11 protein-coding genes are annotated in these 13425 nt (G+C 70.7%); 2 read left to right on the top strand and 9 right to left on the bottom strand.

Annotated features, from left to right (window positions below):
• Nucleotides 1–76: 76 nt before the first annotated feature.
• The 9 genes from Phou_RS46115 to Phou_RS46075 all read right to left on the bottom strand — a co-directional run bounded on the left by Phou_RS46115 (nt 77) and on the right by Phou_RS46075 (nt 11042).
• On the bottom strand, nt 77–2677 hold the full coding sequence (locus tag Phou_RS46115) for a hypothetical protein (RefSeq protein WP_173070479.1): 2601 nt from the start codon (nt 2675–2677) through the stop codon (nt 77–79).
• Nucleotides 2674–4350 (bottom strand): phosphate ABC transporter substrate-binding protein PstS, encoded by a 1677-nt coding sequence (locus Phou_RS46110; protein ID WP_173070477.1) that lies wholly within the window; start codon nt 4348–4350, stop codon nt 2674–2676. The genes Phou_RS46115 and Phou_RS46110 overlap by 4 nt, the downstream gene beginning before the upstream one ends.
• Before the next feature lie 4 nt (nt 4351–4354).
• Nucleotides 4355–5602: a phosphate ABC transporter permease PstA gene (gene pstA / locus Phou_RS46105; RefSeq protein WP_173070475.1), complete on the bottom strand. Its 1248-nt coding sequence runs from the start codon at nt 5600–5602 to the stop codon at nt 4355–4357.
• Between the two features lie 4 nt (nt 5603–5606).
• Nucleotides 5607–6665, bottom strand: coding sequence for a phosphate ABC transporter permease subunit PstC (gene pstC / locus Phou_RS46100; RefSeq protein WP_173070473.1), 1059 nt, complete (start codon nt 6663–6665; stop codon nt 5607–5609).
• Nucleotides 6665–7093 carry a hypothetical protein gene (locus Phou_RS46095; RefSeq protein WP_173070471.1) on the bottom strand — a complete coding sequence of 143 codons (429 nt, stop codon included), beginning with the start codon at nt 7091–7093 and terminating at the stop codon, nt 6665–6667. Before Phou_RS46095 ends, pstC begins: the two co-directional genes overlap by 1 nt.
• A gap of 188 nt (nt 7094–7281) precedes the next feature.
• Complete coding sequence (locus tag Phou_RS46090) at nt 7282–8004, bottom strand: hypothetical protein (protein WP_173070469.1); 723 nt, start codon at nt 8002–8004, stop codon at nt 7282–7284.
• Nucleotides 8005–8084: 80 nt separating this feature from the next.
• Entirely contained in the window at nt 8085–8999 is a 915-nt protein-coding gene (locus Phou_RS46085; protein ID WP_173070467.1) for a CHAD domain-containing protein, read from the bottom strand.
• The gene (locus tag Phou_RS46080) at nt 8996–10579 is read right to left on the bottom strand and encodes an alkaline phosphatase D family protein (RefSeq protein ID WP_173070465.1); all 1584 of its coding nucleotides are present in this window, start codon (nt 10577–10579) and stop codon (nt 8996–8998) included. Before Phou_RS46080 ends, Phou_RS46085 begins: the two co-directional genes overlap by 4 nt.
• Nucleotides 10580–10691: 112 nt before the next feature.
• A complete protein-coding gene (locus tag Phou_RS46075; RefSeq protein WP_173070463.1) occupies nt 10692–11042 on the bottom strand; it encodes a hypothetical protein in 351 nt (116 codons plus the stop codon).
• A 582-nt stretch (nt 11043–11624) separates the two neighbouring features.
• Here Phou_RS46075 and Phou_RS54820 point away from each other — a divergent pair.
• Both Phou_RS54820 and Phou_RS46070 read left to right on the top strand, forming a co-directional pair.
• Nucleotides 11625–11750: a hypothetical protein gene (locus Phou_RS54820; protein WP_281365192.1), complete on the top strand. Its 126-nt coding sequence runs from the start codon at nt 11625–11627 to the stop codon at nt 11748–11750.
• Between the two features lie 11 nt (nt 11751–11761).
• Nucleotides 11762–13381 carry a VWA domain-containing protein gene (locus Phou_RS46070; protein WP_173070461.1) on the top strand — a complete coding sequence of 540 codons (1620 nt, stop codon included), beginning with the start codon at nt 11762–11764 and terminating at the stop codon, nt 13379–13381.
• Nucleotides 13382–13425 lie beyond the last annotated feature (44 nt).

Genomic DNA, 13425 nt, shown 5'->3' with positions numbered 1-13425 from the left:
TCGCGCGTATGTCTCTCGCCAACACGTAGGCCGGATGAACAGCGGCTGGCGAACTCTCTCCTCGCCGGTCGAACGGTCATTTGCGCCCCGTCCGAACGGCGAATCGCTGCAGGATCGGGCCGGCGATTCCGCCGACGAGACCCATCAACAACGCGGCGATCAGAATGAACCGGATGATCCCCAGTGGACTGCCCTGCGTCGCCTGCGCGGCGGGGGCGGCCACCGGCGGTGTGCCGGGTGCGGGCGTGGCGGCCGACGGGGTCAGCCCGCCGCTGGGCACGCCGGCCGGCGCCGGCGGCGTCGCTCCCGGGCTCGGGTCGCCGGATCCCGGATCGCCGCCGGTGGGCGCCGGCGTTGTCGGCGATACCCAGTTTTCCAGCTGGCTGGCCGACACCATCGCCTGTTCACGCAGGGCCGCGGGCAGCGGGACGTAGCCTTCCGGCAGCTGGCCCCACGCCTCGCCCGGGTCCTGGCCGGCGCCGGCGGCGTACCGCATCAGCCTGGCGTACTCCTTCCGGGCCGCCGCGGGCTCGCTGGTGTCCGCGACCGCGTAGGAGACGGAGGTCAGCGGATACGCGCCCGGCGTGGCCCACGCCTTCACCGGGTCGATGACGCTGGCGCCCCGCACCTCGCTCGCCACCGCCGTCGCGGCCGCGGCCGTCACCGCCTCGCGCGTGGGCGCCCGGCAGTCGTCCGCGACATAGTTGCCGGCGCTGTCCCGCTTGGTCTTGCAGAGCTGTGCGGTGAAAAGGCCGTACTTCGCGGCGGATGCCGAGTCGGTAATCGACATGACGAACCGCGATCCCGGTGACTTTCGCGCCATGTCCGCGTAGCGGCAGCACGGGGTGGCGTCGCCGGGGTTGTTGGGATCCGGCCGCAGCGGCTGCTCCTTGCCCTTCGTCGCCGCGCGCAGCGTCTGCAGCGCCGCCTCGCTCATCGACCCCATGTAGGGCCACTTGTCTAGCGTGCAGAGCGGAAACTCGACGTTGCGCCCCTGGATGGGTTCGAAGCGCGTCTCCCGGTAGCAGCCGGGGTCGGACTTCGGGAATGTCTCTTGTGGAGTCGCGAACAGGTCCTTGTACGCCGGGTTGACCCACATGCCCTGCCCGTCGTCGCGCTGGCCCTGCACCCACGCCTTGGCGTCCGGATCGCTGAGGATCCAGCGCCAGAGGTCGCGGGCGGCCGCGGAGTTGCCGACCGAGACGATCAGGCCGGCGAGCGTGGCGCTGCGCTCCCGGCCCCAGTACCGGAAGTCCGGGTTGAGGTCCAGAAACTCCTCGTCGTACCGGATGCTGTGCGGCGCGGCCGCCAGCGGGGTCAACGTGTCGTTCTGGTAGCTCTGGGTCAGCAGCTTGGCCAGGAGCCGCGGCGTCAGCTTCAGGTCGGTCACCGCCAGCCCGTGCCGCCGTTGGACTTCGTCCGGCGGCGGCTGGCCGCTGACGTGCAGCGGGTTGATGATGTTGTAGTCGATGTTGATGGCGACGACCGTGCTGCTCAGCGTCGCCGGGGCGTGCACCAGTGGCGGGTTGCTGGAGGGGACCGGGTCTGCGCTGTATACGAGGCCGGGCGCGCTCCCGGACGGGCTGGTGACCTGCTGTGCCGCCTCGAAGTCGCTGATGGCGGAGTAGCCGAAGACCGGGCCGTCGTTGGCGCAGAGCACCGGCTGCCAGGAGGTCACCGCCTCGGCGACGGCCTCGGTACCGGCCGTGCGCCGCTCCGCCTTGTCCAGCGAGCACCCACCCTCGACCGGTGCGAACTGGAGCGGCACGACGATCCGGTGCTGCCACAGCGCCGGCGTGAACGGCGACCCGTGCACCGCAGCCTGCCGGGGGCTGACGTTCTCCCCGTTGTACGGGTTGTGGTGTCCTCTTGGGACGATCACGAGGTAGCACGGGCGCGGCTCCTGCTGGCCGCTCGGCGCCGGGTACGGCGCGCCACAACCGAGGTTCGGCGCGAGGCGGTCGTTCTGCACCTCGAAGATGACCCGACCCGTGCCGTCGGCAGCGGTCAGCGCGTACGGGTACTCGTTTGTGGTTTCCTTGGCCAGAAACCTGCCCATGACGTCGAAGTCTTCTTCCGGGCGCGTACCGGCGCTCGGGTCGAAGACCGTGCCGTACGGCTCGGCCGCGCTCCCGTCCCGGGACCGTTCACCGGTCACCGTCTTGAAGGGCACCATCCTCGCGTCGGCCCGCACACCTGTCTTCTCCGGTGTCTCGTCCGGGTCGCGGATGGGGTAGACCTGCCCGTCGCCCTTGTAGATGGCGCGCCGGCCGGCCTGTGCCGTCGACTCGAAACCACCCGAGCCGATGAGCGCCGGCTTGTCGAGGTCCATGCCGAAAGCGCACGTCTCCCGGAAGTCCTTCGCCTCCGGGTTGCCCCAGCACTGCATGAACTGGAGGAAGTCGGTGGCCAGCTGCGAGGTGCGGGGTGTGGGCGTGGCACCGGTCCAGGTGATCGCGATCGCCTCGTTTGTGAGGTTTCGCGTCTTCGACACCGTGAGGGCGAGGTTCGTGAAGTCTTCGAAGCCCTGCTTCCGGCCGGTGACGATCACCGACGAGCCGCCGCTGCCGCCGGCCTCCGGAGCACCCTTCGCCGGCTCCGGCGCCGGCTCGATGACGAAGAGCCCGCCCGCGGCGACGAGCGCCACAAGGATCGAGGCGACCGTCCGCCGGCTCACACCGGTCCCCCGTCGTTCCGGCGCCCGCGCAGCGCGTTGGCGAGCAGCGGAGGGCCGAGGATCAGCCCCAGGAAGACGAGTCCGGCGATGACCATCACGGTGTGCCGCAGGCGCCAGCCACCCTCGCCGTCGAGCGACACGGGTACCGCCGCGACCTGCTCGCCGTCACCGGCGCCGCCGCCATCGCCGTTACCGGCCGGAAGACCGGTGTCCGGGTCGATCGGCCCGGTCGTGGCGCCGGGACCGCCGGTCGCCGTTGGAGTCGGACCGGTGGTGGCATTCGCGCCACCGTTGTTGTTGCCGTTGCCGCTGCCGGAGCCCGAGGTGGTGCACCGGGCCGACGCCTTGACCGGGGTCTGCTCGGGCGCGCCGGCCGTGCCGGCCGGGTTCTGTGTCGAGCCTTTCTTGTCGCACGCGAGCGGCCGCGGCGCGTTGTCGAGCAGGACGTTTCGGCCGCCGCGGAACGTGGGGTTGTTGCAGCCGGCCGCGTCGAGGTTGCGCTTTTCCGCGCCGGGTATGCGGTGCACCTGCCTGACCCCGGCGTCGACGAGGTTTCTCGGCAGCGGTGAGTAGCCGAGCGTGTCCGCCTGCTGCTGGCCCTCGCAGAGGAAGTAGTAGGCGAAGAGGCTGAGCGTGTACCCCTTGTCCAGGGTCATGGTGTCGACGTCGATCGCACCGACCGGGATGATCATGTAGGAGTACGACGACAGCGGGTAGGTCCGCGGGTCGTTGAAGTCGTACACGTCGTCGAGGATCTGCGTCAGGTAGCTCGCGCTGCTCTGGTTGGTGTTGATCCGGGCCTTGGTCAGCGCGACCGCCACGTTGGACGCGGTCGGCTCGGTGTAGTAACCGGCCTGGTTCAACACCTTGACCACCGGAAAGCGCGCGTTCTTGGCGTACGAGTATTCGACGTACGTGATCGAGCCTTCCGCGTTGCCCTGCGAGACGTAGCCCGAGACACCGTTCGAACCCGTCTGCCCGATGAAGCCCTCGTTCGACCGGTACGGGTACTGCGAGGTGAGGCCGCACGGGGACGGCTTGTTGAACTTGCGGCAGTACGCGTCCCAGACCGAGCCGTGTTCCTTGCTCATCCAGAGCGTGAACTGCGCGCTCGTACCCGAGCCGTCCTGGCGTACGACCGGCACGATCGAACGCGCCGGCATGGTGAGCCCCGGGTTGTCCGCCACGATCGCCGGATCGTTCCACCGCTTGATGACGCCGGTGAAGATCTTCGCGATCACATCGCCGGACAGCCGGAGGTTCGTCACGCGCCGGCCGCCGATCCGCAGGTTGTACATGAACGCCGTGCCGCCGGCGACGATCGGCATGTAGGCGTAGCTGCGCGTCGGCGCCGGGTCGGTGCCGGCGAACCGGTCCGCCATTCCGTACGGGATCTCGGACACTCCGAAGTCGACAGTGCCTTGCTTGTACCGGTTGCGGCCGTCGGTCGAGCCGCTCGCGTTGTAGTTGACCGTGATGCTGCGCGCGACGTTGCGCCGCCAGTTGTCGATCGCGTTGGAGCTCCACGTCGAGCCCGCCCCGTTGATGGGCACTTTTCTCGGCGCGGCCGACGCCGGTGCGGGCGGTGCCGCCGAAAACACCAGCATCACCGCGAAGGTGGCGGCGACGGCGCGGGCCAGGCGGTGGGTCGCGCCGGTCCACTGTCTGGTCATTCGCTCAGTTCCCTACTGTCGGTTGGTCCAAAGCGGCCCGCCCGAGGCGGGCACGTTCGCGCGCGGCGAACCGCACCGCGTCACGGCGGGAGGCGCGGACCCGGCGGCGCCGCTGGCCGCGGCTGAGCTGGCCCGGGACCCGGCCACCGATGAGGCGGGCGAGCACGAAGAGAAACAGCACGAGCGTCATCAGCACGGCCGCGGCGCCGAAACCGCGCGAAATCATGGTGTCGGACGGCGTCCGCACCAGCTGGAATGTCAGCAGCGGCAGGGACATCTGCGGGTTGCCGGTCGGATCGAGGTTGGTGACCGCGGTCGCGCCGACGGTGAGCAGGACGGGTGACGTCTCGCCGATGCCGCGCGCCGTACCCAGGATGACCGCGGTGGTGATTCCGGACCGCGCGGTCGGCAGGACCACGTGCCAGATCGTGCGCCACTGCGAGGCGCCGAGCGCGAGCGACGCCTCGCGCAGCGACCCGGGCACCAGCCGGATCACGACGTCGGCCGCGCGGATGATGATCGGCAACATCATCACGCTCAACGCGATCGCGCCGGCCAGCCCGGACAGCGGCATTCCCAGCGTGAGGATGATCGTGCCGTACACGAACAGACCGGCCACAATGGACGGCAATGCCGTCATCGCCTCCACGATCGTGCGCACGAAACGGCTGTACGACCCGGGCAGCTCGCTGAGGAACACCGCGCCGATCACGCCGAGCGGCATCGTGATCGCCAGCGCGATGCTGATCTGCTCCAGCGTGCCGATCATCGCGTGGCGTACGCCGCCCACGTCGAGCGGCTGCAGCGGCCCGGCCGAGCGCATGTCCTCGTAGTAGAAGTTGAGGTGTGCCAGCGCGTGCCGACCGCGTACGAGCGTGAAGACCACGACCACCACGAGCGCGAGCAGCATGAGGAGGGCGAGGCTGTGGATCACCGCCGCGGCGAGCCTGTCGCGCACGGCCGGTCCCGACTCGTCGAGCGAGACCAGCAGCGCGTAGACGCCGAGAAACAGCCCGTACGACAGGACGGCGAAGCCGAGCACCCCGTCGAACGGCGCCACCTGAGTGAAGACCACCGCGGCCAGGCACACGGCGGACGCCGCCGCACCGAGCAGCGCGAAGATATCGGTGCGTCGGGTCGTTCTGGTCGAGCGGCGCACTTCCGGGCCGGCCGGCTCGTCGGAGGTGCGTGGCAGGGTCGTCTCCGCGGCCAGCGGGTCGGCCGCGGGCGCGGACCGCACCTGTGTCGTCATCGCCCTACACCTCGCTCGCCGCGCCCGAGCGGCTGCGGCTGATGATGATGCCGGCGCCGAAGTTGACGATCAGCGTCACGGCGAAGAGCACGAGACCGGCGGCCATGAGCGCGGCGAAGCCGACGCCGACGTCCTCCGCGTACCGCAGCGCGATGAGCGCCGAGATCGAGCCGCCGCCGTTCTGCAGGATGTGCGGTTGGATCACGAAGACCACCGAGATGACGAGGTACACGCCGATGGTCTCGCCGAGCGCCCGGCCGAGGCCGAGCATCGTGCCGCCGATCATGCCGCCGCGCCCGAAGGGCAGGACGACCGAGCGGATCATCCCCCACTTGGTGGCGCCGAGGGCGAAGGCACCCTCGCGCTCGCCGAGCGGGGCCTGCGAGAAGACCTCGCGCATGATCGAGGCGATGATCGGGGTGACCATCATTGCCACCACGAGTCCGGCGACGAACGTCGACGCGGTCAGGGACGTCGGGCTCGCCAGCGGGTCACGCGGGTTGTAGTCGTCGACCTGAAAGAGCGGGATCCATCCGAAGTACGTCGCCAGCCACCGCGGCAGGCCGTCACCCTGCTCGCCGACGACCAGGATCTTCGGCTGCAGCAGGAAAAGGCCCCAGATCCCGTAGACCACGCTCGGCACCGCGGCCATCAGGTCGACGAGGTTGACGAGCAGCGGCTTGATCCGGCCCGGTGCGTACTCGGAGATGTAGAGCGCCGAGCCGAGCGCCAGCGGCACCGCGACGCTGATCGCCACCGAACCGATGAGCACCGTGCCGACGAGCACGCCCGCGACGCCGAAGTCGCCGCCCTGCGGGTCCCACGCCTGCGTGGTCAGGAAGCCGAGGCCGGCCTCGCGCCACGCGGGCAGCGCGTCCCGGGTGAGAAAGATGCCGACCAGCAACATGATCGCGAGCACGACCGTGCCGCCGGCGCGCGCGAGACCCCGGAAAACCACGTCCGACGGCGGTCGCCGCTCACGGATCCGTCGCGGCCTGTCCGCAGGACCCTCCGGTGTGGACGGTACGTGCGTGATCGGCGGGTCGGTGGGCGTTGCGGTCATCAGCCCGCGTTCCGCAGCTCTCGGCCGAGCCGCGGCGGAGTCTCCGCGACGACCGCCCGGCGGCGGCCCCGCCGGACACTTCGCGTGCCCGCGACGACTTCGGCCTTGGGCACCGCCTCGAGGAAACGCTCGAGGTTGTACGCACACTCCCGCGCCCGTAGGTAGGAGCGGCTGGACACAGCCACCGACTCACCGTCGAGCTCGATGCGCCACGACCATTGGCCGGTCAGCTCGACGGTTGTCTCGACCGGCTTCACCCGGTCGCAGTTGGCCTGGAGGTCCAGGACCGACTGGCGGCAGGAACTGTATGTCTCGTGGTAAGTCGTGCCACGGCCGAGCGGACGGTTGTTCGGCGAAACAAGCATCCAAAGAATGCCTTCGGTCCCGTCGCCGTCCTTCGACTCGGGCATCGGCGCGGCGAGAAACACGAACCGTGAGTGCTGCACCTTTGATCCCTTCCGCAATGCGCACCGTGGTACGCAAGGCTGACCGCGCTCCCCAACGTGCCCGACCAGTGAGATCAGCCTCGACACGGACGATGTCCGCGTTCGCAGGCGAAGACTCACGCCGGACATGCAAGAGGTGAACAGCGGGTAAGGGCGTATCCACCGTTCGGTCAATTGGAACGACGCCGTCGGGTAAGCAGAGCCACCGCACCCACCACGGCCACGACCAACACCACACCGCCCACCCAAAGCGCGCTCGCCAGCGGAGAAGCGGCGCCGGACCGGTTGTTGGCGGCCAACTCCGGGTCGGGCACCGCCGGCGGCGTCGTGGCATCGGCCAGGGCCGGCGATGCGGTGGAGGGTGCCGCCGAACCACTCGGACCGGTCAGCGGCACGGTCGGCCTGGGCGGCGGCGGCGAGTCGAGCGACGCACCGCTGGCCGGCTGCCCCAGTTTCCACTCCTTGCCGGTGACGGTGAGCGGAGTGATGAAAAGGTCGGGGTGGCGGCCCTGCGTCAGGCTCCAGCACTCCACCACGACCCACCATTCGCCGGCGGCCGGTGCGCCACCGATCGCCCTGGCGAACGAACGGTTGGGCTTGACCGAAACCGCCTTCTTGTCGTACCCGCCGTCCCGCAGGGGCGTGGCGACGTTCTGGTACGGGCCACCCGGCGGCCCGATCCGGACCGCGGCGTCCTGGCCGAACCCGGACGGGCACGGCTTGGCGGCGGAGGCGGTGGCAAAGATCGGCGTCTGGTCGACGGTGCCTTTGCTCGCGGAGAGCCGCACGCTGCCGAGCGGGGCCGCCTGGGCGGGCGCCGGAAACGCGACCGCGGTCAGCGCGGCGACGGCGAGAGCGGACAGGACGGCGAGGCTGGCACGGGCTCGGGTCACACCGAGGGTCTATTCAGCCCGCGCGACCGCCGCGTCAATGCGAGCCGCGCGCCAGACACACAACAGGTGAACGGGACCGGTCACCCGAGCCAGCCGCGCAGCTTCTTGCGGCGCGCCCGCTTGGTCGCGCTGGGCAGGTCGGTCAGCGCCTCTTCGCCCGCGGCCTGCTGGCGGGCGTGCAACAGCCCGTAGGTGAACGAGTTGCCACCCTCCCGGAACGACCGCATGCCAAGCTCCCGCAGCACCGCGCGGGTGACCACGGTGTCCTGGTGCACACCGAGCACGTCCTGCAGCGCCTTGAGGCTCTTGGCCAACCTTCGGGCGGGTTTGCGGTCGAACGGCTCAGCCGCGTAGCGCGCCCGTTTGTACGCCTTACGCGCCTCGTGCAGCTGGATGTCCCGCTCGTGGTGCTCCGGCGCGTCCGCGCCGTCCAGCATGCGGTCGGCGCGGCGCACCGCCTTGCGGACCCGCTTGCGCACCCACCCGTCGCCCTGGTCCTCGGCGGCTTCGACGACCGCGTCGAACTCGGCCAGCATCGCGGGGTACCGGTCACCGTCGAGCGCACCGCGGACCCGCTCCAGCGCGTCCGAGGTGTCGTGGCCGAGGTGCTGGTGGATGCGCGCCTCGACCGGGCCGACGACGAGCTGGCGCGGCTCGGCCCGCACCGCCTCGGCGAGCCGGGCGACCATCACCTGGCCGTCGCGCACCGGCCCGAGGCGGTCGGCGAGCCACTTGAGCTCACCGCGCAGCGCGTCCACCCGCTCGCGGTCCCACATGCCCCGAAACGACCTCAGCGTGCTCCGGGTGCGCCGGATCGCCACCCGCATGTCATGTACGGCGTCTTCGTCACCGGCGCGTACCCCGGCCTCGTTTTCGGCGATGGCGCGGCGCTGGGCGCGCAGGTAGGCCACGACGGCGCCGGCGGCACCGGAGGGTGTGGCGGTCATGTCGACGTGGTACCCGAGCGGCACGTCCGCCACACCCCAGCCGATCAAGCGGAAACCACTCCCGGGCGGCCCGCCTCGACGGCGAACGACGCCGAGGTGCGGACCGGCGCCTGGGGCACGTCGATCGTGTCCACCACCCGGACGTCGGTTCGCCACGACTCCCGCGTCACGTCGCAGCGCAGGTAGCCCCGCTTCAGGCCGTCGAAGTAGCGCACGTGGGGGTTGAGCAGCGGGTTGGCCTGCTTTAGCGGTGCGTCGAAGGCGACCGGAAAGTCCGAGCTGATCGAGGTACCGACGAACTCGGCCGCGACCACCGGCGAGGCCGGGTCGTCGAAGTCCAGCTTGAGGTCGCTGATCCAGGTGGAGTGGATGTCGCCGGCGAGGACCACCGGGTTGTCCACCCTCTCGTCCGCGAGCAGCCGCAGCAGTCGCTCGCGCTGCGGCATGTACCCGTCCCACTGGTCGAGGTTGACCACCGTGGGCGGTGGCTGCCCGGTCGGGTTGGGAAAGCGGGTGCGGCTCATCATGACCTGCTGGGCGATGACGTTCCAGCGGGCCGGCGAGTGCAGCAGGCCGCGCGCCAGCCACCGCTCCTGCTCGTCACCGGTCAGCGAGCCCGCGGTGTTGCCGGCGCCGAAGGGCTCGGGGCCGAGGTCGCCCGGCCCTGGCTGGTCGGTGCGGTACTGCCGGGTGTCCAGCACGTTGACCCGGGCCAGCAGCCCGAAGTCGAAGCGCCGGTAGATCCGCATCCCGTCCCTGCCGGGCCGCAGGTGGGCACGGATCGGCATGTGCTCGTAGTACGCCTGGTACGCCGCGGCCCGCTGCCGGGAGAACTCCTGCGGCGTCTGGTGCGCCGCGCCCGAGTCGAGCTCGTCGACAAGGTCGGCGTAGTTGTTTTCGGTCTCGTGGTCGTCCCACGTCACCACCCAGGCACCGGCGGCGTGGGCGGCGCGCAGGGCGGGGTCACCCTTGTACTGCGCGTGCCGGTTGCGGTAGTCGTCCAATGTGCGCAGTTGATCCAGCCCGAGGGTCTGCGGCGTGGTGTGCCGCCGGTCCGCGAAGCGGCTGTCCGGGTCGTACTCGTAGATGTAGTCGCCGAGGTGGAACACGACGTCGAAGTCCTCGTCGGCAAGGCCCCAGTACGCCGGCCAGTAGCCGTTCTGCAGGTCCTGGCAGCTGGCCACGCCGAAGCGCAGGTGGTCCGGCCGGGCGAAGCGGTGCGGCGCGGTCCGGGTACGGCCGACGGGGCTCAGGTGCCCCTCGGCCTTGAAGCGGTAGAAGTACTCGCGGCCGGGCTCGAGGCCGCGCGCGTCCACGTGTACCGAATGAGCCAGCTCGGGGCGCGCCCACGCGGAGCCGGAGCGGACCACGCGCCGGAACCGCTCGTCCTTGGCCACCTGCCAACCCACCTGGACCGGGCGGGACGAGCGCCGGTCGCGGATCAGTCGTGTCCACAGGACCACGGCGTCCGGAAGCGGATCACCGCTCGCCACGCCCAGCGGAAACGGCGTGGCCGTGTCTGAACCATGCGCCGACGCGGGGCGGGCCGAGCCGGTCGCGAGGGTGGAGGCACCCACCGCTGCGACCGCGCCCGCCAGCACCTGGCGCCGGTTGGCTGTAAGATCCATTGCGCCAATATCGCGAGTGGAAATGGGCCAGCACAACCAAGGCGACCCCAATTATCCATTCACCGGGAATTCACCAACTGTCAACTGTCGCGGATTCCCACCGCACCCACCATCAGGCCGTGAAGCGCCATTGGATCATCATCGCGACAGTGGTCGTGCTGGCCAGCGTGGGTGCCGGCGTCGGCTGGCACCTCGGCGTCGACCGCCTGGACACGGTGCGCGGTGTGGTCGGATCCGAGAAGGCGCTCTTCTTCGCCGACCAGCGGGTGAAAGACGCGTTCGCCAGCCACGGCCTGCGGGTCGAGACCGATTCGCGCGGTTCGCGGGAGATGGCCACCACGGTCCCCCTCGACAGGTACGACTTCGCGTTTCCGGGCAGCGAGCAGGCGGCCCGGCGGGTCGAGCAGGCACGCGCGTCCACCGGCACCTTCACGCCGTTCTGGTCGCCGCTTTCCGTAGCCACGTTCACACCGATCGCCGACCTGCTCGCCACGCAGGGGGTGGTACACCGCGCGCCCGAGGGGTACTGGGTGCTCGACCTCGGCAAGTACCTCGACCTGGCGAAGCGGGACGTCCGCTGGGACCAGCTCAAGGGCAACGTGGCGTACCCGGCCCGGCGGGACGTGCTGGTGACCACCACCCACCCTGGCGACTCCAACTCCGCCGGCGTGTACGCGTGGCTGGCGCTGCAGCAGCTGGGCGGCGGCGCCGCGGCGCTTGACGAGGTGGTCGAGCTCTTCACGGACCAGGGCGGGCTGGAGCGGTCCACGGAGGAGCCGTTCGAGAAGTACCTCGCCCAGGGCCTCAACTACACGCCGCTGGTGCTCGTCTACGAAGCCCAGTACGTCGACGCGGCGCAGGCCGGAAACCTGCCGGGCAACGCGACGCTGCTCTACCTGGCGCCCACCACGCCGAGCGGGCACACGGTCGTCGCGTTCGACGAGGCCGGCGACGAGGTGGGGCGCCTGCTCACCACCGACCCGGCGCTGCTGCGGCTCGCCGCCGAGCACGGCTTCCGTACCCCGACGAGGCCTCCGTCGCCGCGGTGCTGGCCCGCGTGCCGGCCGGCGGCGCGGCGCTGCCCGCCAAGCTCACCGACATCGTCCCCGCGCCCGCGCCCGAGGTCGTCGACTCCCTCCTCACGACGCTCGACCAGCGCCTCCGACCATGACAAGGACAACCGTGCGACGTTCCCTGGCACTTCCGCTCGCCGCGCTGCTACTTGCCGCCGCTTGCGACACGCCCACACCGCAGGCATCCGAAGGCCCGTTCAAGAAGGGCTCCGGCACCTTGCGCGTGCTCGCCGGCAGCGAGCTGAACGACCTCCAGCCGATCCTCGACGACGTCAAGTCCGCCACCGGCGTGACGGTCAAGCTCTCCGAGATCGGCACGCTCGACGGGATGGAGAAGGTCGCCGCCGGCACCGCCGTGCGCGACCAGGACGCCATCTGGTTCTCCAACAACCGCTACCTCGAGCTGCACCCGCAGGCGTCCGGCCGCATCGACGTCAGCACCAAGGTGGCCAACTCCCCCGTCGTGCTCGGACTGCGTGCCGGCAAGGCAAAGGAGCTCGGCTGGGACCAGCACCGTCCAACGTGGAGCGAGATCGCGGAGGCGGCCGGCGCGGGCAGGTTCACCTACGGCATGACCAACCCCGCGGCCTCCAACTCCGGCTACTCCGCCCTGGTCGGCGTCGCCGCCGCGCTCGCCGGGACCGGGCGGGCCCTGACCAGTGGCGAGATCTCCGCGCTCACGCCGCGGCTGCAGTCCTTCTTCGCCGGTCAGTCGCTGACCGCCGGGTCGTCCGGCTGGCTCGCCGACGCGTATGTGCAGCGGCAGTCCGGCGGCGCTCCCGTCGACGGCCTGGTCAACTACGAGTCGGTACTGCTCTCGCTGAACGCCGCCGGCGCGCTCAAGGAGCCGCTGACCGTCGTCTACCCGGCCGACGGCGTCGTCACCGCCGACTACCCGCTCACGCTGCTGGCCGGCACCTCTGAGCAGGCCCGCACCAACTACGCCGCGGTCGCGGACTACCTGCGCCGCCCCTCTACCCAACGCAAGATCATGGAGACCACGCACCGGCGGCCGGCCGTGCCCGGCATCGAGCTGGCCGCATCCTTCGGCCCCGCCAGCGGCGGCCTTGTCGAGCTGCCGTTCCCGGCCCGGTACGACGACGCCACCGCGCTGCTCACCGGCTTCGGCGACACCCTGCGCAAGCCGGCACGCACCATCTACGTGCTCGACGTCTCCGGCTCGATGAAGGGCGCCCGCATCAAGGGACTGCAGGCCGCGCTGCTCGGCCTCTCCGGCGCGGACATCTCGCTGTCCGGGGAGCTGACCCGCTTCAACGGGCGCGAGCAGGTCATCATGCTGGCGTTCAGCACCGCGCCGAAGTCACCGCGCCGCTTCGACCTGCCCACCGCCAACCGGCAGCCGGTCACCAACCAGATCCGCGGCTACGTGCGCGGCCTCGCCGCCGCCGGCGACACCGCCATCTACGACGCGCTCAGCCGCGCGCTGGAGCTGGCCAGGCAGCTCGACGCCGCCGAACCCAACCGCTTCACGTCGGTGGTGCTGCTCACCGACGGCGAACGGACGGTGGGCGCCAAGCTCCCCGCCTTCAAGAGCTACCACGCCAAGCTCCCCGCGAAGCTCAAGGCGGTGCCGATCTTCACGCTGCTCTTCGGCGAGGGCAACGTCCAAGAGATGACCGAGGTCGCCCGCATCAGCGGCGGCCGCACCTTCGACGCCCGCAGCGGCTCGCTGGCCGGCGTGTTCAAACAGATCCGCGGATACCAATAACAGACCCCGACGGATCTCCAGAGTTCACGTGCCGTTCGGCCCGG

Source organism: Phytohabitans houttuyneae, from assembly GCF_011764425.1.
Classification (GTDB): domain Bacteria; phylum Actinomycetota; class Actinomycetes; order Mycobacteriales; family Micromonosporaceae; genus Phytohabitans; species Phytohabitans houttuyneae.
The sequence above is the reverse complement of the archived record's forward strand: the minus strand, read 5'-3'. Positions and strand labels throughout refer to the sequence as shown.

Coding starts and splice junctions, on each gene's coding strand:
- Phou_RS46110 (WP_173070477.1), bottom strand. CDS start 4,350: ATGACCAGACAGTGGACCGGCGCGACCCACCGCCTGGCCCGCGCCGTC.
- pstA (WP_173070475.1), bottom strand. CDS start 5,602: ATGACGACACAGGTGCGGTCCGCGCCCGCGGCCGACCCGCTGGCCGCG.
- pstC (WP_173070473.1), bottom strand. CDS start 6,665: ATGACCGCAACGCCCACCGACCCGCCGATCACGCACGTACCGTCCACA.
- Phou_RS46080 (WP_173070465.1), bottom strand. CDS start 10,579: ATGGATCTTACAGCCAACCGGCGCCAGGTGCTGGCGGGCGCGGTCGCA.